Source organism: Streptomyces sp. NPDC048171 (genome assembly GCF_043202655.1).
Taxonomy (GTDB): Bacteria; Actinomycetota; Actinomycetes; order Streptomycetales; family Streptomycetaceae; genus Streptomyces.
In genome coordinates this window covers 382408-408242 of sequence record NZ_JBIDAU010000006.1, presented here as the reverse complement: position 1 = coordinate 408242, position 25835 = coordinate 382408, and the positions used below count along the sequence as shown (strand labels likewise).

Sequence of the window (25835 nt, the reverse complement as noted above, 5' to 3'; positions counted from 1 at the left end):
GCGAACCGCGAATCCCCGCTGGGGGGTATGCCTGCGCGGCCCTCAAGGCCGTCAAAGGCGTCAAAGATCATTTCGGACCCGAGGGGCAGCCCATGGCCCGTGAGCGAAACGTCGCCCTCGCCGCACTCCTGCGCGAAGCGGGCTGGTCCCAGCCCCAAGCAGCCGCCGCGGTCGCTCGTGTCGCTGCGGAAAGCGGTGCACGCGAATTGCAGGCCATCTCCCGCTCGCACATCGCCATGTGGGTCCAGGGCACCAAGCCCAGCGGACGAGCGCCCCATATCCTGCGTGAGACGCTGTCCCGCAGGCTCAGCCGCCGCCTCACCCTCGCTGACCTCGGGCTGGAAGACGGACCGACAGGCTCGCCCGACAGCAGTTCCGACTGGAGCGTCGACCCTCTGACCGTGCTGGCCGAGCTGGGAAGCGACGACCTGGACATGCACCGACGCAAGCTGCTGGCGACCGCCGCGTACTCGGCCGCCGGCCTCACCCTGCCCGTCAGCTCGTGGTGGACAACCGCCCCAGCCGCAGCAGCATCGCGCCCAGCAGTCTCCCCACGGCTGGTCACGCAGGCCGACATCGAAGACGTCCGCAACCTGACAGCCTTCTACTCCGCACGGGACCAGCAGCGTGGCGGAGCCTCGGGGCGCTCGGCCCTGGCCGGCCACCTCCGCGACGAAGCGGCGCCCCTGCTGGGCAGCAGATTCCGAACGGAACGACACCGCCGGGACACATACTCGGCCGTCGCAGAGATGACCTACATCGCCGGCTGGATGGCGTTCGACGCCTCCGAGCACCGCACCGCCCAGCGCTACCTCACCCTCGCCGCCCGCATCGCGGCCGAAGCCGCAGACGGACCGCTCGGCGGCCACATCCTGCGCGCCCTCGCCCACCAAGCAGTCGACCTCGGACACCCACGCAGGGCCCTCGACCTGGCCGACGCCTCCATGGCCCACACTCACTACGGCCAGGCCAGCTCGCGCGAGAAGGCCCTGCTCTCCATCGTCCACGCCCGCGCCCTGGCCGCCGACGGCGACCGCCCCGGCACCCTCGCGGCCATCAGCCGAGCAGAGCGGGACCTCGCCCGCGCCGACAACGAGGACGCCCCCGACCGCGTCGGCTTCTTCCAGGAAGCCTCTCTCGCCCACGAAACTGCCTGCGCCCTGCGCGACCTGGGCAACCCCCTCGACGCGGAGATCCATTTCCAGCGCAGCGTCCGCACCCGCCGCCGACAGCAGTACGCCCGCACCCACAGCGTGACCCTCGGCTACCTGGGCGCCGTCCAGGTCCAGCAAGGACGTCTCGACGAGGCATGCGGCACCTGGGCACAAGCCCTCGACGCCATGACCGGCGTCCAGTCCGGCCGCGCCCGCGACGTCATCATCCGCATGCAGAGCGACCTGTCGCCCGTCCGGCAACGCGGAGGCCGCCACGTTGTCGAATTGGACCGCCGGGCACGGGAAATGCTGCGCGCCATAGGCTGACCACAGGGCAGGTCCGCAGGTGCGGCCGGCGGTTGCTGCACACGCGACTTCATGGGAGAGGAACGAGCGCCGATGGCGACGTACGAGGTCGAATCGATCGCAACGGTCGTCGGGGGCCATACCCGCGTCCAGGACGACTACCAGGGCGGGATTGAGTCGGTGATCCGGCTCAATGAGGCGTACCCCCTGGAAACCCTGCAGGGAATCGACGAGTTCTCCCATCTGACTGTGATGTGGCGCTTCCACCTGGCACAGCCCGAGGACGTGCAGCTCCACGCCCGCAGCCCCAGGGGCAACGTGCAGTGGCCAGCGACCGGAACCTTCGTCCACCGAAACCATCGGCGCCCCAACCAGCTGGCTATCAGCTACCCGAGGCTGCTGAGCGTGGACGGCCGCGACCTTCTGGTGACCGACCTCGACGCAGTCGACGGGACGCCGGTGATTGACCTGGCCCCCTACTTTCAGGAAATGGGACCCCGAGGTTCCGTCCGTCAGCCGGCCTGGCCGGGCGAGATGCTCGTCGACTACTGGCGCGACGCAGCGGAGCGCCCGGAGGCAGGCTTGCCGTAACTCCACGACGCTACAGCCCCTGCGGGCGTACACCACGTCCTGCCCGCGGGGACGCTGAAGGTAGACCAGGAAGTACGAGCGACCTCGCTGACGCCGCCCTACCAAAAGAGGTCTCGCGTGAGGGCCGTGCCCCAACTCGAAACTCTCATTCGATTCTTCCGAGCGCAGCTTCGCTGACGATGAACCGCTGTCGGCCTTTGTGTCGGCGCTGGGGAACGGCGTCGAATGCCGGCACATGATGGTGGTCCTTTCGGGTCTCGTCAGAGGCAGGGGAATGCGACTACGCGCAGTGCAGGATCGTGACCCAAACGTCTTTGCCGTGGGCAGTGGAGGAGCAGCCGTATCTGTCGCTGAGCGTCTTGATCAGCGTCAGGCCGCGACCGCTCTCGTCGTTGTCGCCTGCCGAGACGGCGGCTGGGAGCCAGGGGTGCGGGTCACGGACGCACAGGAAGACCCCGTCGGGGGTCCGGGTGAGGACGACCTTCACTGGAACCGAGGACTCGTCCTCCTTGCGGGCGTGCTGGAAGGCGTTCGTCAGTAGCTCGGACGCAGTGAGAGTGACCCGCCAGTCGAGTTCGGTCAGGCCCCACAGACGGAGGCACGCACTGACGAGGTCGCGTACGCCCGAGACAGCTGCGGCTGTCAGAGCGACGTCGATTTCGCACGCTCCGGAACGCGTCCGGACCGCAGCGCTTGTGCCCTCTGCAACGGGCCGTTGAGCCTCCATCAGGTCTGCTTTCACGGGGAGTCCCTCGTTCGACGAAATCTCTCCAACCGGCGCCGGATGCGGTGTGTACTGGGGTGGCGGCCGTGAGCAACCATTGAGCCAGGCCGACAGGACCGCGTGCAGATCTTGATTCGGAAACCTCGATCTTCCGTTTCGCGAGCGAGGAACAGCCCATGCCAAGACCCGAGAAGCAATTGACTCCGGACGCGTCCCCGCGTGACTGGTTCGGTTATGAGTTGCGGACCTGGCGTAAGAAGCGCAGCCCTCTCACGCACGCCGAGATGGGCGCGAAAGTGCAGGTCAGCGGTTCACTCATTGAGAAGATCGAGAAGGGGACTGCTACCTGTTCGAAGGACTTGGCTGAGCGCTTGGACGAGGTCCTGCAGACGGGCGGAGTCCTCACCCGGGCGTGGGGGATGGTGTTCGGGCAAACGGAAAAAGCCCGTCTTGAAACGGAAAGTGCACCCCCTGGCAGGGTGGAGGTGCCGATTCAGGTCCATGAAGGCCGCATCCTGGGCAGAGGTAGCACAACTCCAAGCGGGAGCCCTGCCTCTGTGGACCGTCGCGCCTTCCTCGCCACGAGCGGCCTTGCCGCCATCGCCCCCATAGACCTCGTCCACCTCGTGACCCCAGCAGCTCCCCGGGAGATCCCGACTCGGATCCGCCCGCACGAGATCAGGCAGCTGAAGTCGCTGGCCGATGTCATCCATCGCCAGGACAACGAGTACGGAGGCGGCGGCGCGGTGCGAGAACTCGCCCGCGGTGCCATCATGTGGGGCGCCTCCCTGCTACCTGTGCCCTGCCCAGAGCCCCTGCGGCCCGAACTCCTGGCCTCCGTAGCTCGGTTAGGGATTGTCGTCGGCGCCTCGCAGTTCGACGCGTACGCCCACGATGATGCCCGAGTCAGCTTCCGGCTAGCCGCTGAGTGCGCGGAAGAAGCCGGGGAGTGGCACCTGCGCGCCAAGACGTACTCGTTCATGGCCCGGCAGGAAATCTGGGTCGGAGATCCGGATACTGGCCTAACCCACGCAGAGAAGGGTCTGGTGCGCTCCGACCGGCTCACCGCCACCGAGCGTGCCATGCTGCACACGGCACGCGCCCGCGCCTTCGGTAAGATGCGCGACGTAGCCAACACCCTGCGCGCGGTCGGAGAAGCCGACGCCGCGTTCGAACAGTCCGACCCGGCACAGGATCCGCCGTGGATGGCCTACTACGACTACGCCCAGCACCACGGCGACACCGCCCACGCGCTGTTCGACCTCGCGGTCCACGCGGATCAGGACCCCGGGCAGGCGGCCCGCCGCTTCGAAATCGCGGTGAAAGGGCACGGCAACGCCTTTGCCCGCTCGCGCGCCATCTCCGAGACAAAACTCGCTTCCCTGGTCATGGCCAAGGGCGACGATCCGCGGCACGCGGTCGTACTTGGCCACCGAGCGCTGGATGACGTCGGCAAGCTGACCTCCTGCCGGGCTGCCGAGGACCTGCGGGAACTCGCCCGGTTCACAGGCCGACACCGGAACCTCCCCGAGGCCAGCGACCTGCGCGAGCGCATCGCGGCTACGGTGCAGGCGTGACCACTTCGCCCACGCCCACCCAAGCCGTACTTGAGGAGGCGTGCCTTGCAGTCGGCCTCGACGCGACCAACGCCCAACCGATACGGATCGCCGAGAACGCCATATGGCGTCTGCCCGGGGGAGTGGTGGTGCGAATCGCCCGGCCCGGACAGTCCGCCGCCGCAACGCGCGAGGTTCAGGTCGCCCACTGGCTGGCCGCCAAAGACGTGCCCGCCGTACGCGCCCTTGACCTGCGACAGCCGGTAGCAGCCAGCGGGCACCCGGTGACGTTCTGGCAAGAGCTGCCGCCACACGCAATCGGGACCGTCACCGACGTCGTTGTGCTCCTCAAGCAACTGCACGCCCTGCCCAAACCAGACCTGCCACTTGGTGAGTTGGACCCATTCGTCCGGCTGGTTGAGCGCATCGACGCAGCGATCACAATCTCTGACGATGACCGGCTGTGGCTGAAGGGCCGACTTGAGGATCTCAAGCAGGAATGGGCTTCGAGGCCGAAGGGCCTGCCGGAGTGTGTAGTCCACGGGGATGCATGGGTCGGCAACGTGGCGCGCACGGAGACCGGCCCGTTGTTGATGGACTTCGAGCGCGCTTCGTTTGGCCCGCCGGAGTGGGATCTCGTGTCGACCGCGGTGAAGCTCACCACGACCGGCGCGGTATCTGCCGATGAGTACGCCGCATTCTGCGAGACCTACGGCGCTGACGTCACGGAGTGGGAAGGGTATGAACTTTTGGCCGGCGCGCGAGAGCTGCGGATGACGACGTACGCCGCGCAGCACGCCGCCACCCGCCCGGAGTGGCGGCGCGAGGCGCAGTACCGCATCGACTGCCTGCGCGGCCGGGCAGGGGCACGGCCGTGGCGATGGAAGGCAATCGTGTAGCCCGCGGACAGGCGGACAACCAGATACTCAAGCAGGGGCGGTACCGGTGTTCGGCATGCGGGAACACCAGGTGGGCCGGGCGGTCAGCACTGGGCGACATGGATGCCTGGTCTGCACTTGGCAGCCGCGATGTCGGTGCTCAGCCAGGTGTGGTGGCAGATTTGGGAGGACAGCGGCCCAGGAACGGAGCCGAGGATCACAGCCCGCTTGGCGTACAACGGAAGGCGTGCCGGAGTTCAGCGTCGGACCACCACGGCCGCCGTGCGGGGTGTCGGTGTTCAGTGCCGGGCTGCCACGGCTGCCGCAGCCGCGGTCAGGATGCGGTGCAGGACGGGGATCGGGATCGCCGGGTTGGTGACCGCTGCGCATGCCGTGTCGCGGTCGTGCAGCAGCCCGGCCAGGACGCGGGCCGGTAGCTGCGGATTGCGCACCGCGGTGTCGCGGACGTGGGCCTCCGGGTCGTTCAGCAGCCGCACCGCGTCGGCCGGGGACAGCCGGGGGTCCTCAGCCGCGCGGCGGCGCACCTCGGCGTCGGGATCCCGGGCCAGGCGTGCGACGTCGGCCGGTGTCGACTCCGGATCGTCCAGGGCCAGGCGGCGCATTCACCCGCTGGGATCGGCGGTGTAGCGCAGCAGGCCCGCACGGGGGAAGTTGGGGTGGCTGCGGGGCCGGTCGGGTTGGCTGAAGCTGCCGTCCCACCAGCGCCAGACCTCCAGCAGCATGTCGGCCGGCGCGTCCTGGCACGATTCGGCGAGGAACAGGTGGACCACGCGGTCCTTGTCCTGCGCCAGGCGCGCCACGACATCCGGCGGGAGGTGCCGGACTCGAGCCACACTGCGGCGGACCAGTGGGTGGGGTGACGTGGCGAGACGGCGCATCGCGTCGACGTCGTCGTGCAGGTCCTCGACCCAGGGCAGGGTGTGCGACATCGACGTCGGGTCGAAGTCGTAGCGGACCGTGGCACGTTGCTCCTCGGTGAGGTCGGGGCGCAGCGCCACCGCGGAGCGGATGTCGTCCTGCAGGTCTTGCGCCAGCACGGCGACGCTGTGCGCGCCCAGGCTCGGGTTGGCGGCCAGCGCCCGACGTATCTCCGCGTCCCCGTCCCGGACCAGCTCCGCCTCCAGGTCGGGCGCGAGGCGGCACCGTTCGAGCGCCTGCCGCGGGTCGGGCAGGGCGGCGAAAACCTCGCTAGGCATGGGTACGCCGGTGTGGTGGGCGAGCAGCGCAGCCGTGCGCACCGCGTAGTCGGTGTCGGCCAGCAACCGTTCCCGCAGGGGCGCGGCGAGGTCCTCCCACCGGGCACAGGCGGCCGCCCGCACCCGGGGATCGGCGTCGGCCGCGAGGCCAGGGAGGTGCTGTGCGGGGAGCCCCGGGAGTTCGGCGGCTTGCGCGCGGGACGGGCCGGCGAGGAGGTCGTCGTACAGGTCCTCGGGGAGTTCGGCGCCCCAGACGCAGGCGCGCTCCGCCCAGAGCACGCGTCGATGGGGCGACAGCTCGGCGCGGACCAGACGTACCCACTGATCGGACGTGAGCTTGGGCCGGAAGGTGTCGGCGGGCCTTGACCGCACCCGCGGATCGGGGTGCGCCACGGCGGCGTCGAGGACGGAGGGCCGGTCGCATCCGTGCAGGAAGCCCTCCTCCACATCCAGCAGCCGGATCAGCAGTTCGTCCGTCGCAGCCGGATTGAACCCGATCCCCTCCGCCCAGTGCAGGGGCTACGCATGTCGGCCGGGCACCGCCGCCCACACCTCGGCGCGCTCGACCTCCGTCTCGCGCCCGGCAGCCGCGGCGTCCTCCTGCAGCCGCTCTGGCAGTCGGTCGAGGGCCGTCACCCGAGGCCCGCCCTCGCCGGGCACCTCGGCCAGCAGCACCTGCCCGTCGAGGGAGAGCGCCACGAACCCGGGGTCGCCGGTCAACTCCGGCACGCCGCTCCCGGCGTGCCGGCCCCGGGTCCACCAGGAGTCGTTGCCACCGATCCGGTGCCCGAGGACGGCCACCAGAAACTCGCCGTCGACGTCGCAAAGACGGCGCCACCACGCGGCATCGAGCGCTTCCCGGGCCACGCCGTCCGGCGCCGCGATCCCCCGCGCGATCCGCCAGCCGGCCTCCGGCGGGAACAGACTGCCCGGGCGCACGTCCTCGACGACCGTGAGACCGGCGCGTTCGAGTAGTTCGTGGAGCTTCTTCTGGTGCCGCACGCGGTGATGATCCCCGCCGGCTCGCGGTGGGACAAGGCCCTCAGCCCAGGCCCAACCGGCCCTCACTCGCGCACACGTCATTGACGGCGACGCCGCCCGGGCGGCTGGAATCGGCCCTCCCTTGAGTATCGGCGGCTTTTTCAGACTCCGGCAGAGACCTACCCATGCCGACACGGGGACCGCTTCGAGCCGTCATGGATCTTCACGAACCGGGGCCGCTTCGAGTCGTCACGCCGGGCCGCATTACTGACGTCGTAGCAGCGCGGTAACTGGCCCCGGTTCAGTAGCTGCCTTTCCCTATTCGCCCACGGCAGAAGAGAAAGGTGCTGGAAAAGCTGGAAGACGCCGTAGGAGTATGTCAACGTACAACACCCTAAACCATGTGGCCGGTCAGCCCGTCCCCGACGTAACGAGGAGTTCGCCCTGTCCGTGAAAGTTGCCGATGTGTCCGCCTTCTCTTTGCCCCACCAACGTACGAGACGCACTCCGAGCGTGGATCGCGTGCGGACGGCGAGCGCAACATAGACGACGATCGCCGGTTAGCAAAACCGGCGATCGTGACGATCCTTGAAGTACGTTCGCATGCGCGGCTGTGCTTGGCAGTGGAGCTGCGCGAACCTGCAGACACCGTTCTGCGCCATGGGGCGCGGAGCGTCGCTGGTCTGTTGCCAATCAGATGAGCTCAGTGCCTAGCCGGCGTAGGTCACGCACAGAAGGAGAGTGAGTACCTCCTGTCCGATCCGATCAAGAAGCTCCCACCCAACTCGAAGGGGCAGGTGCGGTACCGGTTTGTGGTCGACGTGGGAGTCGACCCTGCTACCGGAAAGCGCAGACAGTTGACTCGTACGTTCGCCACGCTCAAGGAAGCGAAGGTTGAGTACGCGCGCATTACCAACCGTCGCCAGGAAGGGACGTTCGTTCCTCCCAAGCAGATCACTGTCAATGAGTGGCTGGATCGATGGCTGGCCATGAAAGCGGATGATCTGGAAGGAACCACGATCTACAACTACCGGATTACCTTGGATCGGGTTCGCGGGAAGTTGGGCCACATCCGGCTTCAAGAGCTCACGGAGGAAGACGTAGAAGAGTGGATGAATTGGGCGTTGAGGTATGGACGCGCACGCGGCGGAAAAGCTGGCACTCCGCTCGGGGTGACCAGTGTGGAAATGAGCCTTGCGCGATTGAAGGATGCCTTGAATCGCGCAGTGACGCGGCGGCTGCTGACCGTGAACGTGGCCCAGCACGTCACAATTCCACGTAGGGCGCGTAAGGAGGATCGGAAGAAGAAGCAGGAAGTGAAGCCGTGGAACGTTCAGGAAGTCCAGATGTTCATTCACGGCGTCAGGACGGAACGGCTCTATGCCCCCCTTCTGCTGTCCCTCATGGGTCTGCGTCCTGCTGAAGTCTGCGGACTTCGATGGGAGGACGTCGACTTGGGCAATGCCACGATCACCATAGCCAACACCCGGACGATGATGGGGAATCGATACGTCGTGGAAAAGGACACCAAGTCCATGGCCGGAGAACGTGATCTTCCTTTGCCTGGCCCAGTACTGATGGCCCTTAGGACGTTCAAGACCCTCCAGGCCAAGGAGAGGCTCGTCCTCGGTGAGGCTTACTCGGACTCCGGGTACGTCGTGGTGCACGAGACCGGGGAGGCTTTCACGATCAAGCAACTCCGCAGGCGCGCGTACCGGCTCATGGAGGTTCTTGGCCTGCGCAGAGTACGTCTCTACGACGCTCGTGCCTCCTGCCTCACCTTCCTTGCCAACAACGGCGTGCCGGATCACATCCTCGCCCGGTGGGCTGGGCACACGAACGTGAAGACCACGAAGAAGTGGTACGTGAAGCCAGACGTGGAAGACCTCCGCGAAGCCGCCACCACATGGGATGGCCTGCACGGTGAGGCGGAGGGGCGTGCGTGAGTTCGACGGCGTTTCCCGAGGGTGGTTCTCAGGTGGCGATCGGAGCGGCCCGAAAGGTCTCCCGCTACGTCGTCCCGTCCTTCAGGACGGCACCACATGCTTTGCTGCAAACTCGGAACAGTTGGCAGCTGTACTGATGGAGGAGGCAGCGCGTCGACGCGAGGACCAGGAGAGAGTGCGGTCCGCAGGTCACGCTGCGTCAGGGGCGCGTGTACACGCTGAAAGGCTCAGACTCGATCGACGAGGCCGTCGGCGGAGCCCGACGAGTCGAGCCGCGGGTGCATCGAGCCGCCGGCTTCCCCGGGCTGTGTGAGATTTCGTGAGACGTGAGAGGGTCTGGGGCGTGAGCGAGACACCACCCAACACCCTGCAATACCGCTTTGACGGGCCAGAAGACGCTCCGGTCCTGATCCTGGGTCCCTCACTGGGTACCACATGGCACATGTGGGACCGCCAGGTGCCCGAGCTGACGCAGCACTGGCGGGTCTTCCGGTTCGATCTGCCGGGGCACGGGGGCGCCCCCGCCCGGCCGGCGGGGTCCGTCGCCGAGCTCACCCGGCGGCTGCTGGCCACCCTCGACGGACTCGGCGTGCAGCGCTTCGGCTACGCGGGCTGCGCGTTCGGCGGTGCGGTCGGCATGGAGCTGGCCCTGCGCCATCCCGAGCGCCTCGCCTCCCTCGCGCTGATCGCCGCCTCGCCCCGTTTCGGCACCGCCGACGAGTTCCGCCAGCGCGGCGTGATCGTCCGCACCAACGGGCTCGACCCCATCGCCCGCAGCTCGCCGGAGCGCTGGTTCACCGGCGGGTACGCCGCCGCCCAGCCCGCGATCACCGAGTGGGCCGTGCAGATGGTGCGGACCACCGACCCCGGCTGCTACATCGCCGCCTGCGAGGCGCTCGCCGCCTTCGACGTGCGGGGCGAGCTCGGCCGGGTCGGCGTCCCCACCCTGGTCCTCGTCGGCTCCGACGACCAGGTCACCGGCCCCGCGGAGGCCCGCACCCTGGTCGCCGGCATCCCCGACGCCCGCCTCGCCGTCGTGCCCGGCGCCTCCCACCTGGTCCCGGTCGAGCAGCCCGCGGCCGTCACCGACCTGCTGGTGCGGCACTTCACCACCGCCTGGCAGACCCCGCACGACACCGCCTCCACCGGGCAGATCCCCGTCCCGGCGTCCGTCGCCCCGGTGGCCGCCCCGGCCCCCGCGCAGCCGGCCCTGGCCCCGCCGGCGCAGACCGCGCCCATCGCCGAGATCGCCCCGGCCGCCGTACCGCGCCAGGGGCAGGGGCGGCCCGACCCGTACGACGCGGGGCTCAAGGTCCGCCGCGAGGTGCTCGGCGACGCGCACGTCGACCAGGCTCTCGCGCAGGCCGACGAGTTCTCGGGGGACTTCCAGGAATTCCTCACCCGGTACGCGTGGGGCGAGATCTGGGACCGGCCGGGCCTGGACCGGCGCTCCCGCAGCTGCGTCACGCTCACCGCCCTCGTCGCCGGCGGGCACACGGACGAACTCGCCCCCCACCTCAGGGCCGCCCTGCGCAACGGCCTCACCCCGGCCGAGATCAAGGAAGTACTGCTCCAGGCGGCCGTCTACTGCGGTGTACCGGCCGCGAACAGCGCCTTCCGGGTCGCGCAGCAGGTCATCCGCGAGGAGACGACACCCCCGGAGTGAGGGCGCAGGATGGAGTCATGAAGCTCACCAAGAAGTCGCACGCCTGCGTCCGCCTCGAAAAGGACGGGCGGACGCTCGTCCTGGACCCCGGTGGGTTCAGCGAGGAGGACGCCGCCCTCGGCGCGGACGCCGTTCTCGTCACCCACGAGCACCCCGACCACTTCGACGAGCGGCGGCTGAGGGCCGCGATGGAGGAGAACCCGGCCGCCGAGATCTGGACGCTGAAGTCCGTCGCGGAGAAGATCTCGGCGGCGTTCCCGGGCCGCGTGCACACCGTCGGCCACGGCGACACGTTCACCGCCGCCGGATTCGACGTCCAGGTCCACGGCGAGCTGCACGCCGTGATCCACCCCGACATCCCGCGCATCACCAACGTGGGTTTCCTCGTGGACGGCGGCAGGGTCTTCCACCCCGGCGACGCGCTCACCGTCCCGGACCAGGCGGTCGAGACGCTGATGCTCCCCGTCATGGCGCCCTGGAACAAGATCGCCGAGGTCATCGAGTACGTCCGTGAGGTGAAGCCGCAGCGCGCCTACGACATCCACGACGCGCTCCTCACCGACCTCGCCCGCCCGATCTACGACCGGCAGATCGGCGAGCTGGGCGGCACCGAGCACCTGCGGCTGACCCCGGGCGACTCCGCGCGGCTCTGAGGGCGCCCCCACGGCCCGGGACCGGGTTGTCAGTGCCGCCCGGTAGGTTGTGGGACATGCGCATCGCGACCTGGAACGTGAACTCGATCACCGCCCGCCTGCCGAGGCTCCTCGCCTGGCTGGAGAGCAGCGGCACCGACGTGCTGTGCCTCCAGGAGGCCAAGGTCGCCGAGGCGCAGTTCCCCTTCGACGAGCTGCGCGAGGCGGGCTACGAGGCCGCCGTACACGCCACCGGCCGGTGGAACGGGGTGGCGGTGCTCTCCCGCGTCGGCCTCACCGACGTCGTCAAGGGCCTGCCCGGCGACCCCGGCTACGAGGGTGTCCAGGAGCCCCGCGCGATCTCCGCCACCTGCGGCCCGGTCCGCGTCTGGTCGGTCTACGTGCCCAACGGCCGCGAGGTGGACCACCCGCACTACGCCTACAAGCTCCAGTGGTTCGAGGCGCTGCGCGCGGCCGTCGAGGGCGACGCCGCCGGCGACCGGCCGTTCGCGGTGATGGGCGACTACAACGTCGCGCCGACCGACGACGACGTCTACGACCGCGCCGCCTTCGAGGGCGCCACCCACGTCACCCCCGCCGAGCGCGCCGCCCTCGCCTCCCTGCGCGGGGCCGGCCTGTCCGACGTCGTCCCGCGCCCGCTGAAGTACGACGTCCCGTTCACCTACTGGGACTACCGCCAGCTCTGCTTCCCCAAGAACCGCGGCATGCGCATCGACCTGGTCTACGGGAACGAGCCGTTCGCCAAGGCCGTCACCGACTCCTACGTCGACCGTGAGGAGCGCAAGGGCAAGGGCGCCTCGGACCACGCGCCGGTCGTGGTCGACCTCGGCGTGTGAGCGCGCCGGGCCTGCGCGCCCTGTGGTGCGCGGGGCGGTACGAATGACAGTGTGGAGGTATGAACTTCCCCTTCCTGGGCAAGCGGCGCGAAGATTCCCGGGCGCATGACGCCGAGGGCATCGGCGAGCTGCTCGCCGACTGTGATCTGCTGCGATCCCAGGCGTTGCGGGAGGGGGTCCGACTCGACGACTCCGCGGTCTCGTTGGAGCAGTTGGACCAGATCCTGCCGCGCTGGCGCGCCGACGAGGAGATCCAGACCTGGCTGGGCAACGACGCCGGTCTGTACCTCGGCACGGTGATCGTGCGGACCGTCCCCGGAGCCCTCTGGGCCATCCGGTCCGACGGCCAGCCCGTCGTCCGGCTCGCCTCCTGCCGGGAGTTCGACGTGGTGGCGTCCGGGCACGCATGGGCGGCGGACGGGGCGCCCGAACTCTCGCAGCTGTACGGCGAGGTCGCCGAGGCGTGAACCCTCGGCACGATAATCGCCTTAAAAGGGGCTAATGCCCGAATGGTGCGTGTCGTTGGCATGTGTGCCGTTTGTCTCGGTACGTTGCTGTGGTCAGGGCACACGAACGGCCAGGGGGAATCGCAGAGTGCAGCCGGAGATCACTGCTCGCGCGACACGGCGGACACGCAAGGGTGTCCGCGGGCGAGGAGAAGGTCAGCTGCACACACCCCCTAAGCCCGGTGGGAGTTGCGGGACGTCGGTGCCGGTGCCGGTGCCGGTGCCGGCAGGGGGCTGGTCGCCGCCCGGGTGACGTCCCCCACGAGTTCGACGACGTCCGGGCCGTACGCCTGAGAGTTGACCACCTTCAGCAGCAGCACGAAGGAGCTGGTGCCGTGTTTGCGGGCCAGCTTCTCGTGGTGCCGGGCGAGGTAGCGGGTGGCGGCCTGGTTGGTGATCGCCCGCTGTCCGCAGAACAGGAAGGCGGGACGGGCCTCGCGCCGGTCCCCGGCGGTGAGGCGGGCCAGCAGGACGTACTCCGTCGTGCCCGCGTCCAGTCGGTAGCGCTCGCTGCCGATCTGGAAGGCACCGCGGTCCGGACCGGGCTCGGGGTCGACGTTGACCCGCACCCCGGGCAGCATGGCCGCCATGTGGGCGACCATGCGCCGGTTCGAGCCGGGGCCGCCCACGCAGAACTCCGTGCGCTCGCCGAAGCCCTGCCCGACCATGTCCTGCGTGACCACCTGGATGTGCGCGCCGCAGTCCTTGATCAGTGCCGCCAGCTCCAGCAGCGCGAAGACGTCGAAGCGGTGGACCGCCGGTTCGGAGGCGGCCGGGTCCCGGTTGACGACCAGCAGCGACTCGGAGCTGTCCGGCAGCCCGAAGAACGCCTGCTTGCGGCGGAGTCTGCGCTTGGACAGGTACGTGCGGGTGAACCAGCCCAGCGCGGCGCTGATGCCGGCCGCGACCACGCCCAGGACGATGTTGCGTACGTCGTCAGTCATGGGCGCGCATGCTAGCGGGCGTCGGCGTACCCGTGTTCGACGGGCCGCCGGGCCGCCCGCTCGGGTGGCGACGCCGACGACGGTGGCCTCGGTGCTCCTGACGCGACCATGACGATCAACTAAGCTGCCCGGACGGCCTTTCCCTGGAGGTGCGGATGCGTCGCCCTGTCGCACGGAATCTGACGGTCCTGGCGGTCTCGGCCGCCGTGGTGTCGGTGGGGGCCGCGGCGCCGCCCACGCCCCAGGGCAGCCCCGGCGCCCCGAAAGCCCCGGTCGCCGTCGGGTACGGGGGCGCGGTCGCCAGCGTCGACCCGGACGCCTCCGCCGCCGGCATCGAGGTGTTGCGCAAGGGCGGCAACGCCGTCGACGCCGCCGTGGCCACCGCGGCCGCCCTCGGTGTCACCGAGCCGTACTCCGCCGGGGTCGGCGGCGGCGGGTACTTCGTCTACTACGACGCCAAGTCCCGCACGGTGCGCACCATCGACGGCCGCGAGACCGCGCCGCTGACCGCCGACGAGAAGCTCTTCACGGAGAACGGCAAGCCGATCGCCTTCGCCGACGCCGTCAGCAGCGGCCTCGCCGTCGGCACGCCCGGCACGCCCGCCACCTGGCAGGCGGCCCTCGACAAGTGGGGCAGCCGGGGGCTCGCCTCCGTGCTCAGGCCCGCCGAGCGCCTGGCCCGGCAGGGCTTCACCGTCGACGACACCTTCCGCACCCAGACGGCCGCCAACGAGCAGCGGTTCCGCTACTTCCCGGACACCGCGGAGCTGTTCCTGCCCGGCGGGCAACTCCCCGTCGTCGGCTCCACGTTCAAGAACCCGGACCTGGCCCGCACCTACCAGGAGCTGGGCCGTGAGGGCGTCGACGCGGTCTATCGCGGCGAACTGGGCGAGGACATCGTCGACACCGTCAACGAGCCGCCCGTCGACCCGGACTCCGGCTGGAACGCCCGCCCCGGCGACCTGTCCGCCAAGGACCTCGCCGCCTACGAGGCCAAGTTCCAGGCGCCCACCAGGACTTCGTACCGCGGCCTGAACGTGTACTCCATCGCGCCCTCCTCGTCCGGCGGCACCACGGTCGGCGAGGCGCTGAACATCCTGGAGCGCACCGACCTCTCCGAGGCGAGCAAGGCGCAGTACCTGCACCGCTTCATCGAGGCCAGCCGCATCTCCTTCGCCGACCGGGGCCGCTGGGTCGGCGACCCCGCCTTCGAGGACGTACCGACGAAGGAGTTGCTCTCGCAGCGGTACGCCGACTCGCGGGAATGCCTGATCAAGGACGACGCGGCGCTCACCAGCCCCCTCGCGCCCGGCGACCCCCGGCACCCCGCCGCCTGCGCGGCCGGCGGCAGGGCGGCGCCGACGACCTACGAGGGCGAGAACACCACGCACCTGACCGTGGCCGACAAGTGGGGGAACGTCGTCGCCTACACGCTCACCATCGAGCAGACCGGCGGCAGCGGCATCACCGTGCCCGGCCGCGGCTTCCTGCTCAACAACGAGCTGACGGACTTCTCCTTCGCCCCGGCGAACCCGGCGGTCCACGACCCGAACCTGCCCGGACCCGGCAAGCGCCCGCGGTCCTCGATCGCCCCGACCATCGTCCTGGACCGGCACCACGAGCCGGTCGTGGCGGTCGGGTCGCCCGGCGGTGCCACCATCATCACCACCGTGCTCCAGACCCTCACCGGTTTCATCGACCGCGGGCTGCCCCTGGTGGACGCGATCGCCGCCCCGCGCGCCAGCCAGCGCAACGCGGCCCAGACCGAACTCGAACCCGGCCTCTACGACAGCGGGTTGCGGGAACGTCTCGAGGCGCTCGGGCACTCCTTCAAGGAGAACCCGGAGATCGGCGCCGCGACCGGCGTGCAGCGGCTGCCGGGCGGCAAGTGGCTGGCCGCCGCCGAGAAGGAGCGGCGCGGCGGCGGCTCGGCGATGGTGGTGTGGCCCACGCGGCAGCGCTAGCGCGGATCACAGGTCGGGGACGGGCCGCTGCGGCGTCCGGAACGCCAGCCGCCCGTCCTCGACGTCGACCGTCACCCGGCCGCCCTCCGCGACCCGGCCGTCGAGCAGCAGCCGGGACAGTTCGTTGTCGACCTCGCGCTGGATGGTGCGGCGCAGCGGACGGGCGCCGTACTCCGGCTGGTAGCCGCGCTCGGCGAGCCAGTCCACCGCCGCGTCGGTGAAGTCGACGGTGATGCCCTGCGCGCGGACCATGCGGCGGGTCTGCTCCAGGAGCAGGCTGGTGATCTGCCGCAGCTGCTCCCCGCTGAGCTGGCGGAACACCACGATCTCGTCGACGCGGTTCAGGAACTCCGGCCGGAAGTGCTCGCGCAGCGGACGCAGCACCTGCTCGCGCCGCGCCTCCTCGTCCGCCTCCGCGCCGCCGGACCCGAAACCGATGCCCGCGCCGCGCCGGGTGATCACGTCGGAGCCCAGGTTGCTGGTCATCACGACGACCGCGTTGGTGAAGTCCACGGTCCTGCCCTGCGAGTCGGTCAGCCGGCCGTCGTCCAGGACCTGGAGCAGGATGTTGAAGACGTCGGGGTGCGCCTTCTCCACCTCGTCCAGCAGGAGCAGCGAGTACGGGTGCCGGCGCACCACCTCGGTGAGCTGACCGGCCTCCTCGTGCCCCACGTAACCGGGCGGGGCGCCCACCAGGCGGCTGACCGTGTGGCGCTCCTGGTACTCGCTCATGTCGAGGCGGACCATCCGGTCCTCGCTGCCGAACAGCGCCTCGGCCAGCGCCCGGGCCAGCTCCGTCTTGCCGACACCGGTCGGGCCGAGGAAGAGGAAGCTGCCGATCGGCCGGTCGGGGCTGGAGAGCCCGGCGCGCGAGCGCAGTACGGCGTCGGAGACCACCCGCACCGCCTCCTCCTGGCCGACCACGCGTTCGTGCAGATGGGACTCCAGGCCCAGCAGGCGGTCCTTCTCCTCCTGGGTGAGGCTGCTGACCGGGATGCCGGTCTGCCTGGACACCACCTCGGCGATGGACTCGGTGCCGACGACCAGGTTCAGCCCCTCGTCGGCCTCGCCGGCGCCGTCGGCCTCGGTGATCCGCTGCTTCAGCTCGCCGATCCGGTCGCGCAACTGGGTGGCCTGCTCGTACTGCTCGTCCGCGACCGCCTGGTCCTTGTCCCGGAGCAGCTGGTCGACCTCGCGCTCCATGGCCCGCACGTCCGTGCCCTTGGTGCGCGCCCGGAGCCGGACGCGGGCGCCCGCCTGGTCGATCAGGTCGATCGCCTTGTCCGGAAGCCGGCGGTCGGTGAGGTAGCGGTCGGACATCTGCACCGCCGCCACCAGCGCCTCGTCGGTGTAGCGGACCTGGTGGTGGGCCTCGTAGCGGTCCCGCAGACCGCGCAGGATCTCGATGGCGTCAGCGGGGGTGGGCTCGGGCACCAGGATCGGCTGGAAGCGGCGGGCGAGCGCCGCGTCCTTCTCGATCCTGCGGTACTCCTCCAGCGTGGTGGCGCCCACGACGTGCAGCTCACCCCGGGCCAGCGCCGGCTTGAGGATGTTCCCGGCGTCCATCGAACCGCCCTCGCCGCCCCCGCCGGCGCCGACCACGGTGTGCAGTTCGTCGATGAAGATGATCAGCTCGTCGGAGTGGGCGCGGATCTCGCCGACGATGTTGTTCATCCGCTCCTCGAAGTCGCCCCGGTAGCGGGTGCCCGCGACCACGCCGGTCAGGTCCAGGGCGACCACGCGGCGGCCCAGCAGTACGTCGGGGACGTCGGCGTCGGTGATGCGCTGCGCCAGCCCCTCCACGACGGCGGTCTTGCCGACGCCCGCGTCACCGATCAGCACCGGGTTGTTCTTGCCGCGGCGGGAGAGCACCTCGACGGTCTGCTCGATCTCGTCCTCGCGCCCGATCACCGGGTCGATCCGGCCCTGCTGGGCCAGGTCGGTGAGGTCGCGGCCGTACTTGTCCAGCGTCGGCGTGTTCGTGGCCCGCGCGCCCTCGGGGCGGGCCTTGCCGGCTTCCGGCGCCTCCGCGGGCAGGCCGGAGGGTGCGAACCGGGCCGCGTTCAGGATGTGCCCGGCGGCCGAGTCCGGGTTGGCGGCCAGCGCGCTGAGCACGTGCTCCGGGCCGATGTACCCGGTGCCCGTCGTCCGGGCCAGTTCGTGCGCGTCCAGCAGTGCCCGCTTGACGGCCGGGGTCAGCGAGAGCGACGTCGGCGGCGGGGCCTCGCCCGGCGCGTGCTGCGCCGGGCCGGTCCGCTCGTCGATCTGCGACGCCAGCGAGTCGGGGTCGGCACCGGCGCGGCTCAGCAGGCCCCGGGTCGGTTCGGTGGCGAGCGCGGCCCGCAGCAGGTGCTCCGTGTCCAGGTCCCGGCTGCCGTGCTCGGCCGCGTACTGGGCGGCGCCGCGCACCAGCTCCCGGGCCGGCTGGCTGAGCAGCCTGCCGATGTCGATCTGCCTGGGCTTCGGCCCGCCGAAGAAGCGTGCCAGGAATTCCGCGAACGGGTCGCCCTCCGGGCCCATGAAGCCGCTGGTCATCGTTTCCGGCCCTCCGCTGCTTCGCTGATCGGCGTACCGGGGCCGGGTAACCCGGTCGGCGCGCGCTCATGCCCCAACATGACACGTTCTGTGCCGGTGGGCATGTCCGCGGAGGCGGGCGGGCCCGGGGCCGGGGCCTACCGGACCTGAAGGGCGTCCCGTGCGGTCAGGACGCGCGGGCCGCTGTCCGTGATCGCGACGGTGTGCTCCACGTGCGCCGCGCGCGAGCCGTCGTTGGTGCGCAGGGTCCAGCCGTCGGGGGCCGCGTGGTAGTCGTCCCGGCCGTCGGCGATCAGCATCGGCTCGATGGCGAGGACCATGCCGTGGCGCAGCGGGAGCCCGCGTCCCGGCCGGCCCTCGTTGGGCACGCCCGGGTCCTCGTGCATCTGCCGGCCGATGCCGTGGCCGCCGAAGTCGTCCATGATGCCGTAGCCGCCCGCCCGGCACACCGTGCCGATCGCGTGCGAGATGTCGCCGATGCGATTGCCGACGACGGCCGCCGCGATGCCCGCCGCGAGGGCCCGTTCCGCGGTCTCGACCAGGGTGACGTCCGCCGGGCGCGGGGTGCCGACGACGAAGCTGATCGCTGAGTCGCCGGCCCAGCCGCCGAGCGTCGCCCCGCAGTCGAGTGAGACGAGGTCGCCGTCGCGCAGCCGGTAGCCGTCCGGGACGCCGTGCACGATCGCGTCGTTGACCGACGCGCAGAGGACGGCCGGGAAGGGGGTCGGCGCGAAGGAGGGCCGGTAACCGAGGAACGGTGAGCCCGCCCCCGCCTCCTTCAGTACGCCGTGCGCCACCTCGTCCAGTTCCAGCAGGGAGACGCCCACGGCGGCCGCGTTCCGGGCGGCGGTCAGGGCGCGGGCGACGACCTGGCCGGCCGTGTGCATCGCGTCGATCGATGTGTCTGTCTTGAGCTCCACCATGCCAATTACTATACCGGTATTTTAATTGGGTCCGGTACGGGAAGCCGGTATTACAATGACGGTATGGTGCGCACCCCTCTGACCCCCGAAGAGCACGAGCGCGGCGAGCGGCTCGGCCGGCTGCTGCGTGAGGCCCGCGGCGAGCGGAGTATGACGGAGGTCGCCGCCGAGGCCGGCATCTCCGCCGAGACGCTGCGCAAGATCGAGACCGGCCGCGCGCCGACCCCGGCGTTCTTCACGGTGGCCGCGCTGGCCCGCGCGCTCGGGCTGTCCATGGACGAGCTGGCCGGGCTGTGCGTCCTCGCCGGGGTGTGAGGGCGTGGTGACGCCTGCGGTGACGCCCCTTTACGAAAACTCCCTGTAGCGGCGCCGTAACACGGCTGGTGTTCCCTACGTGACCGGACGGACCGGAGTCCTCCGGTCGGGCGGGAGTCGAACCATGGCCGTGGAACAACTGCCGGGTCAAGTCGGGGACTTCACCCGGTACCTGACCGGACTGCTGACACGTCTGGACCAGGGCGCCGGCTGGTGCGGGGTGTTCTGGCAGCGCGACCCCGAGGGCATGCGGGCCTGTCTCGACGGGCGTGAGATCCCGCCCTGGGACGTGGTGGAGGCGCTGCTCCAGGACCTCGCCGGCCGGTACGGTGCCGCTGCCGCGGAAGCCGGGACGGAACCGGCCCGCGCCCTGCACGCCGCCGCGCTCACCTCGTACGACGCCCTGCCGGGTGCGCGCGACGCCCTCCGGGACCGGCTCGACGTCATGCTCCGCGAGCAGCGGTACGCCGCGGAACGCGAGACCCGGCTGACCCGGACGCTGTCGCACCCCGGCACGCCCCCGGAGACGGCCGCCTCGCTCCGGCTCGACCTCGCCTGGGCCCACGACGACCACACCCGGGCAACGGCCCGCTGCACCGAACTCCGATCCCGGCTGACGGCACTGGATGCCGTCCGGCGGGAGGGCGGGGGTGCCCGGTGGGACGGCGACCCACCTTCCCCGGTGGGCGGCCCCACGCGGCCGGGGCCACCGGAAGCCGACGCCACCGCCCACACGGCAGGGCCCGAGACCCCGGCCTCTGCCTTGGACGCGTCGGCGCCCGGGCGTGTGTCCGAAGCGCCGGGGACCGTCGGTCCCGCGCACCGCCTCGCGCCCGCTGCGGAGCCCGTGGACTCCGCCCCCGCATCCTCCGGGTTCGCTCCCGGAGGTGTGTCCGGGAGGCCGGGGGAGGACGCTCTCGCGCGCCGCCCTGCGGTGATCGACGACTGGGCCTTCGGCGTGCCCGCGCCGCCCGGGGGTGCGTCCGCGGGGCCAGGGGGCGTCGGCTCCGCTCCCGCCGCGCCGCCGTCGGCCCCGGCCTCCGTCTTCGGCGGGCCCGCGCCCGGAGGCGTGTCCCGGATGCCGGTGGACGGTGATCCCCTGTACCGCTCACCGGGGGCCGAGGACTCCGCCTCCGCCTTCGGCGCCCCCGCGCAGCGCTCCGCGCCCACCGAGCCGCGCGAGGGTCCCGCCCTCGCCTCCGACGCGTCCCCGCCCGATTACTTGCCCCGGGTGCCCGGGGGCGCGGCTCGGACGTCGACGGACGGCGCGCCCGCGGATGGCTCCGCGCCACCGGAGGACTTCGCACGCCGTCCCGCCGCGCCCGCGCCCAGCACGCCGCCCCCGAACCCGGCCCCCACCCCCGCCGCATCCCCGCCCTCCACGCCCAAACAGCGAAAACGCCGCCGTGGAGGTGCCCGTTTCGCCGGGGGCGTCGACGCGGACGTGAGCCCCTTCGTGCCCGGGCAGGTGCCGGTTCCGGCCGCGCCGGGCGGGCGTACGCCACGCGGAGCGCGGTTCGCGGGGGCCGATGAAACGGTGGAGCAGCCGGTGTCGAGGGCCCCCGACGTGCCGGGGGAGGAGGATCGGGCCGCCGTCGATGCGGTCGTCGAGGGGGTGGCGCGGCTGCGGGCCGCAGGGAGGAGCGGGGAGGCGCACGCGCTGCTGGCCGAGGCGGCCCTCGGGCCCGCCGCCCGCTTCCCGCTGCTCGCCGCCCGGCTCGAACGGGCCGGGCTCGGCGCCGACTGGGCCACCCTGCTGTGGGAGACCGCTTCGCTGCCCGCCGGCCCCCTGGTCGCCGCGGCCGACGCACTGGCCGTCGCCGGGCGCGCGGCCGACGCCGAGCAGGTGCTGCGGCAGGGCGTCGTACGGCCCGCTCCCGAGATCGGCGCGGCCGTCGTCGGCCTGGTCGCCGAAGGCCGGCACCGAGAGGCCCGCGCGCTCCTCGACGCCTGCGTCCGTTCCCGTACCCCCGAGGACGCCGCTCGCAGCGCCGCACCGGACCCGGAGACACTCGTACCGCTGCTGCTGGCGGCGGCGCACGAGGTCTCCCAGGAACGCCACTGGGACCTCGTGCACGCCCTGCGCGTCGCCGGGTTCACCGCGTGAGATCCACCCCCGTGGCCCCACCGCCCCCACCACTCACCCACAGGGGTGCGAAAAGCGATCGACACCGCGCCGTGGCGACGATGGTCTTGGCAAGCCCGTCCGGCCAGGCTTACGTTCGTCCCTCTACCGCCCGCTCTACGGGCGTAGAGGCTCTGACGTCGCGTCGAAGGAGCAGCTCATGGCCAACGTCGTACGTGCCGCTCTCGTCCAGGCCACCTGGACCGGCGACACCGAGTCCATGGTGGCGAAACACGAGGAGCACGCCCGCGAGGCGGCCCGGCGGGGAGCCAAGGTCATCGGCTTCCAGGAAGTCTTCAACGCCCCCTACTTCTGCCAGGTCCAGGACCCCGAGCACTACCGCTGGGCCGAGCCGGTGCCCGACGGCCCGACCACCCGCCGCATGCAGGAGCTCGCCCGCGAGACCGGCATGGTGATCGTCGTCCCCGTCTTCGAGGTCGAGCAGTCCGGCTTCTACTACAACACCGCCGCCGTGATCGACGCCGACGGCACCGTCCTGGGGACGTACCGCAAGCATCACATCCCGCAGGTCAAGGGATTCTGGGAGAAGTTCTACTTCCGGCCCGGCAACCTCGGCTGGCCGGTCTTCGACACCGCCGTCGGCAGGATCGGCGTCTACATCTGCTACGACCGGCACTTCCCGGAGGGCTGGCGCCAACTCGGCCTCGGCGGCGCCCAGCTGGTCTACAACCCCTCCGCCACCCACCGCGGACTCTCCGCCCACCTGTGGCAGCTCGAACAGCCCGCGGCGGCCGTCGCCAACGAGTACTTCGTCGCCGCGATCAACCGGGTCGGCCAGGAGGAGTACGGGGACAACGACTTCTACGGGACGTCGTACTTCGTCGACCCGCGCGGGCAGTTCGTCGGCGAGCGCGCCAGTGACACCAAGGAGGAACTCGTCGTCCGAGACCTGGACTTCGGCCTCATCGACGAGGTGCGGCAGCAGTGGGCCTTCTACCGCGACCGCCGCCCCGACGCCTACGAAGGGCTGGTGCGGCCGTGACGAAGGACCTGTTCGGCCGCCACCGCGCCGTCCTGCCCGAATGGCTCGCCCTGTACTACGAGGACCCGCTGGAGATCACGCACGGCGAGGGCCGGCACGTCTGGGACGCCGCCGGCAACAAGTACCTCGACTTCTTCGGCGGCATCCTCACCACGATGACCGCGCACGCCCTGCCCGAGGTGACCAAGGCGGTGAGCGAGCAGGCCGGACGGATCATCCACTCCTCGACCCTCTACCTCAACCGGCCCATGGTCGAACTCGCCGAGCGGATCGCCCACGTGTCCGGCATCCCCGACGCCCGCGTCTTCTTCACCACCTCCGGCACCGAGGCCAACGACACCGCCCTGCTGCTCGCCACCACGTACCGGCGCAGCAACACCGTCCTGGCCATGCGCAACAGCTACCACGGCCGCTCCTTCAGCTCCGTCGGCATCACCGGCAACCGCAGCTGGTCCCCGACCTCGCTGTCCCCGCTCCAGACGCTCTACGTCCACGGAGGCGTCCGCACCCGCGGCCCCTACGCGCACCTGGACGACCGCGACTTCATCGCCGCCTGCGTCGACGACCTCACGGACCTCCTCGGCCACACCCGCGCCCCCGCCGCGCTGATCGCCGAGCCGATTCAGGGCGTCGGCGGCTTCACCTCCCCGCCGGACGGCCTGTACGCGGCCTTCCGCGAGGTGCTGCACGAGCGGGACGTCCTCTGGATCGCCGACGAGGTGCAGACCGGCTGGGGCCGCACCGGCGACCACTTCTGGGGCTGGCAGGCGCACGCGCGGAGCGGCCCGCCGGACATCGTCACCTTCGCCAAGGGCATCGGCAACGGCATGTCCGTCGGCGGTGTCGTCGCCCGCGCCGAGATCATGAACTGCCTGGACGCCAACAGCATCTCCACCTTCGGCGGCACCCAGGTCACCATGGCGGCCGGCCTCGCCAACCTCACGTACCTGCTGGAGCACGACCTCCAGGGCAACGCCCGGCGCGTCGGCGGACTCCTCCTCGAACGGCTGCGGGCGGTCGCCGCCCAGGTGCCGCACGTCCGGGAGATCCGCGGGCGCGGGCTGATGCTGGGCATCGAGCTGACCCGGCCCGGCACCGACGAGGCGGCGCCCGAGGCGGCGGCCACCGTGCTGGAGGAGGCCCGCGCGGGCGGGCTGCTCATCGGCAAGGGCGGCGGTCACAGCACCAGTGCCCTGCGCGTCGCCCCGCCGATGACCCTCACCGTCGCGGAGGCCGAGGAGGGCGCGGCGATCCTCGAACGCGCCCTGCGGAGCATCTGACAGCAGCGTCCCGAGCAGAGGAACCGCCGCCATGACCTCCACCCCGGACACACCCGTCACCCTGGAGCAGCAGCCCTGGGAACCTGCACTGTCGGTCCGTCAGGTCCTCGGCCTGGAGCGGGTGCTGGCCGGGCAGCCCGAGGTGGTGGCCGGCGCCCACCGGCTCGACCGGCCGGTGCGCTGGGTGCACGTGGCCGAGGCCGCCGACGTCGGCGTCATGCTCAGCGGCGGCGAGATGGTCCTCACCACCGGGGTGCTGCTCGCCGGTGACGAGGACAAGCAGGGCGAGTACATCCGCTCCCTGCACCGGGCGGAGGCGGCGGCCGTCGTGCTCGGCCTCGGCCGCGCCTTCCCCGCCCCGCCGGACGTGATGCGGCGGGCGGCCGAGCGGTGCGGGCTGCCCATGGTCGTCCTGCACCGGCCGTTCCCCTTCGCCGAGCTGACCGAGGAGGTGCAGTCCCGGCTGCTGCGGCGCAAGTTCGCCGCCGTCAGCCTCTCCGAGGCCGTACGCACCGAACTGACCGGCCTGATCACCGCGGGCGCCCCGGTGCAGCGCCTGCTCGACGAGGTCGCCCGGCACGGGGGCTGTCCGGTCGTCGTCACCAACCTCGCCCACCGTGTCCTCGCCACGGCGGGGGAGCGGCCCGCGGTCGACGACGTGCTCCGGGACTGGGAGCGCATCGCCCGCCAGGCCGGGGCCGGCTCCGCCGACGGCTGGATCCGCGCCGAACTGACCTGCCGGGGGGAGCGGTGGGGCCGCCTGGTGCTGTGCGGCTACCGCGGCGACCGGGCCGCGGGACGGCTGCTGGCCGAGCGCTCCGCCGAGGCGCTCGTCCTGCACCGCATGCTCGGCGGCGACGGCACGCACTCCGGCGGCCCCGGCGGCAGGGGCGGCTCCTGGGACTCCTGGGAGGAGCAGTCCGCCCGGAGTCTGCTCACCGACCTGGTCAGCGGTGCCGTCCCGGCGCGGCAACTGCTTCCCCGGGCGCGCGCCGCCGGGCTGCCGGTCAACCGCCGGGTCTTCGTCCCGCTCGTCGTCCGCGAGCACGACACCGCGCGTCTCGACCGGGTGCTGCGGCTGCTGGGTCTGTCCGGGATCGCCGCCGGGCTCGCCGACGACCGGGTCGCCGTGCTGCTCAGCCTCGCCCCCGACCAGGACGCCAAGGCGCTGACCGCACACTTCGCGGCCCGGCTGCGGACGGAACCGGACGCCGCGCACACCGTCGTCGCGGCGGCCGACGCCCGCACCGACTGGGCCGGTGTACCGGCCGGCCTGCGCGAGGCCCGGCACGTCGCCGACGCCGTGGCCGACTCCCCGGCCGCCCTCGAGCTGCCGCCCGTGGTGCGCCTGCGCGACGTCCACCTGCGCGGACTGGTCCGGCTGCTGCGCGACGACCCGCACGTCCAGTCCTTCGCCGAGCGGGAACTGAACGGCCTGCTGCGGAGCCCTGACGAGGACCTGCTGGGCGTGCTGCGCACCTACCTCGCCACCGGCCGCAACAAGTCCCGCACCGCCCAGCTCCACCACGTCTCCCGGCCCGCCCTCTACCGCAGGCTGGAGGCGATACAGGGCCGCCTCGGCGTCGACCTCGACGACTTCGAACAGGCCGCCTCCGTACACATCGCGCTCCTCGCCCACGACGCACAGCAGGGGTGACACCGTGCAATGCCCGACCCCCGCAGACGTGACACCGTGCCAATCGAACCGGCCGTCCGCGCTCCCTAGGCTCGC

General features: G+C 71.3%; 22 protein-coding genes. 15 read left to right on the top strand and 7 right to left on the bottom strand.

Annotated features, from left to right (window positions below):
* Positions 1 to 92: 92 nt before the first annotated feature.
* Together ACGF3J_RS19275 and ACGF3J_RS19270 are read left to right on the top strand one after the other, a co-directional pair.
* Complete coding sequence (locus tag ACGF3J_RS19275) at positions 93 to 1481, top strand: Tat pathway signal protein (protein ID WP_393854391.1); 1389 nt, start codon at positions 93 to 95, stop codon at positions 1479 to 1481.
* Positions 1482 to 1553: 72 nt separating this feature from the next.
* A complete protein-coding gene (locus ACGF3J_RS19270; protein ID WP_393854390.1) occupies positions 1554 to 2051 on the top strand; it encodes an SAM-dependent methyltransferase in 498 nt (165 codons plus the stop codon).
* Positions 2052 to 2331: 280 nt separating this feature from the next.
* On the opposite strand, the gene ACGF3J_RS19265 is transcribed toward ACGF3J_RS19270, so the two are convergent.
* Positions 2332 to 2793 carry an ATP-binding protein gene (locus ACGF3J_RS19265; protein WP_393854389.1) on the bottom strand — a complete coding sequence of 154 codons (462 nt, stop codon included), beginning with the start codon at positions 2791 to 2793 and terminating at the stop codon, positions 2332 to 2334.
* Between the two features lie 158 nt (positions 2794 to 2951).
* Between ACGF3J_RS19265 and ACGF3J_RS19260 the strand changes: the two genes are divergently transcribed.
* Together ACGF3J_RS19260 and ACGF3J_RS19255 are read left to right on the top strand one after the other, a co-directional pair.
* Entirely contained in the window at positions 2952 to 4352 is a 1401-nt protein-coding gene (locus tag ACGF3J_RS19260; protein WP_393854388.1) for a helix-turn-helix domain-containing protein, read from the top strand.
* Positions 4349 to 5230: an aminoglycoside phosphotransferase family protein gene (locus ACGF3J_RS19255; RefSeq protein WP_393854387.1), complete on the top strand. Its 882-nt coding sequence runs from the start codon at positions 4349 to 4351 to the stop codon at positions 5228 to 5230. The genes ACGF3J_RS19260 and ACGF3J_RS19255 overlap by 4 nt, the downstream gene beginning before the upstream one ends.
* A gap of 278 nt (positions 5231 to 5508) precedes the next feature.
* Here ACGF3J_RS19255 and ACGF3J_RS19250 read toward each other — a convergent pair whose 3' ends face one another.
* The 3 genes from ACGF3J_RS19250 to ACGF3J_RS19240 all read right to left on the bottom strand — a co-directional run bounded on the left by ACGF3J_RS19250 (position 5509) and on the right by ACGF3J_RS19240 (position 7428).
* Positions 5509 to 5832: a hypothetical protein gene (locus ACGF3J_RS19250; protein ID WP_393854386.1), complete on the bottom strand. Its 324-nt coding sequence runs from the start codon at positions 5830 to 5832 to the stop codon at positions 5509 to 5511.
* The gene (locus tag ACGF3J_RS19245; RefSeq protein WP_393854385.1) at positions 5833 to 6873 is read right to left on the bottom strand and encodes a hypothetical protein; all 1041 of its coding nucleotides are present in this window, start codon (positions 6871 to 6873) and stop codon (positions 5833 to 5835) included.
* Between the two features lie 72 nt (positions 6874 to 6945).
* The gene (locus ACGF3J_RS19240) at positions 6946 to 7428 is read right to left on the bottom strand and encodes a hypothetical protein (RefSeq protein ID WP_393854384.1); all 483 of its coding nucleotides are present in this window, start codon (positions 7426 to 7428) and stop codon (positions 6946 to 6948) included.
* A 791-nt stretch (positions 7429 to 8219) separates the two neighbouring features.
* On the opposite strand from ACGF3J_RS19240, the gene ACGF3J_RS19235 reads away from it, so the two are divergent.
* The 5 genes from ACGF3J_RS19235 to ACGF3J_RS19215 all read left to right on the top strand — a co-directional run bounded on the left by ACGF3J_RS19235 (position 8220) and on the right by ACGF3J_RS19215 (position 12975).
* Entirely contained in the window at positions 8220 to 9353 is a 1134-nt protein-coding gene (locus ACGF3J_RS19235; protein ID WP_393854383.1) for a tyrosine-type recombinase/integrase, read from the top strand.
* Between the two features lie 343 nt (positions 9354 to 9696).
* Positions 9697 to 11019, top strand: a complete 1323-nt coding sequence (pcaC, locus tag ACGF3J_RS19230) for a 4-carboxymuconolactone decarboxylase (RefSeq protein ID WP_393854382.1) — start codon at positions 9697 to 9699, stop codon at positions 11017 to 11019.
* 17 nt (positions 11020 to 11036) lie between these two features.
* Positions 11037 to 11672 carry an MBL fold metallo-hydrolase gene (locus ACGF3J_RS19225; RefSeq protein WP_161329613.1) on the top strand — a complete coding sequence of 212 codons (636 nt, stop codon included), beginning with the start codon at positions 11037 to 11039 and terminating at the stop codon, positions 11670 to 11672.
* 56 nt (positions 11673 to 11728) lie between these two features.
* Complete coding sequence (locus ACGF3J_RS19220) at positions 11729 to 12508, top strand: exodeoxyribonuclease III (protein ID WP_122618862.1); 780 nt, start codon at positions 11729 to 11731, stop codon at positions 12506 to 12508.
* Positions 12509 to 12567: 59 nt separating this feature from the next.
* Positions 12568 to 12975, top strand: a complete 408-nt coding sequence (locus tag ACGF3J_RS19215) for a DUF6278 family protein (protein ID WP_393854381.1) — start codon at positions 12568 to 12570, stop codon at positions 12973 to 12975.
* A 212-nt stretch (positions 12976 to 13187) separates the two neighbouring features.
* Here ACGF3J_RS19215 and ACGF3J_RS19210 read toward each other — a convergent pair whose 3' ends face one another.
* On the bottom strand, positions 13188 to 13958 hold the full coding sequence (locus ACGF3J_RS19210; RefSeq protein ID WP_393854380.1) for a hypothetical protein: 771 nt from the start codon (positions 13956 to 13958) through the stop codon (positions 13188 to 13190).
* Positions 13959 to 14113: 155 nt separating this feature from the next.
* On the opposite strand from ACGF3J_RS19210, the gene ggt reads away from it, so the two are divergent.
* Positions 14114 to 15922: a gamma-glutamyltransferase gene (gene ggt, locus ACGF3J_RS19205; protein WP_393854379.1), complete on the top strand. Its 1809-nt coding sequence runs from the start codon at positions 14114 to 14116 to the stop codon at positions 15920 to 15922.
* 6 nt (positions 15923 to 15928) lie between these two features.
* Here ggt and ACGF3J_RS19200 read toward each other — a convergent pair whose 3' ends face one another.
* Together ACGF3J_RS19200 and map are read right to left on the bottom strand one after the other, a co-directional pair.
* The gene (locus ACGF3J_RS19200) at positions 15929 to 18457 is read right to left on the bottom strand and encodes an ATP-dependent Clp protease ATP-binding subunit (RefSeq protein WP_161327572.1); all 2529 of its coding nucleotides are present in this window, start codon (positions 18455 to 18457) and stop codon (positions 15929 to 15931) included.
* Positions 18458 to 18594: 137 nt separating this feature from the next.
* Positions 18595 to 19380 carry a type I methionyl aminopeptidase gene (gene map, locus ACGF3J_RS19195; protein WP_393854378.1) on the bottom strand — a complete coding sequence of 262 codons (786 nt, stop codon included), beginning with the start codon at positions 19378 to 19380 and terminating at the stop codon, positions 18595 to 18597.
* A gap of 63 nt (positions 19381 to 19443) precedes the next feature.
* On the opposite strand from map, the gene ACGF3J_RS19190 reads away from it, so the two are divergent.
* The 5 genes from ACGF3J_RS19190 (at position 19444) to ACGF3J_RS19170 (ending at position 25760) form a co-directional block, all read left to right on the top strand.
* Positions 19444 to 19695 (top strand): helix-turn-helix domain-containing protein, encoded by a 252-nt coding sequence (locus ACGF3J_RS19190; protein WP_064730573.1) that lies wholly within the window; start codon positions 19444 to 19446, stop codon positions 19693 to 19695.
* A gap of 124 nt (positions 19696 to 19819) precedes the next feature.
* Positions 19820 to 21802: a hypothetical protein gene (locus ACGF3J_RS19185; RefSeq protein WP_393854377.1), complete on the top strand. Its 1983-nt coding sequence runs from the start codon at positions 19820 to 19822 to the stop codon at positions 21800 to 21802.
* Positions 21803 to 21980: 178 nt separating this feature from the next.
* Positions 21981 to 22823 (top strand): nitrilase-related carbon-nitrogen hydrolase, encoded by an 843-nt coding sequence (locus ACGF3J_RS19180; protein ID WP_161331044.1) that lies wholly within the window; start codon positions 21981 to 21983, stop codon positions 22821 to 22823.
* Positions 22820 to 24103, top strand: coding sequence for an aspartate aminotransferase family protein (locus ACGF3J_RS19175; protein ID WP_161331043.1), 1284 nt, complete (start codon positions 22820 to 22822; stop codon positions 24101 to 24103). Before ACGF3J_RS19180 ends, ACGF3J_RS19175 begins: the two co-directional genes overlap by 4 nt.
* Before the next feature lie 31 nt (positions 24104 to 24134).
* Entirely contained in the window at positions 24135 to 25760 is a 1626-nt protein-coding gene (locus ACGF3J_RS19170; protein ID WP_393854376.1) for a PucR family transcriptional regulator, read from the top strand.
* Positions 25761 to 25835: the final 75 nt, after the last annotated feature.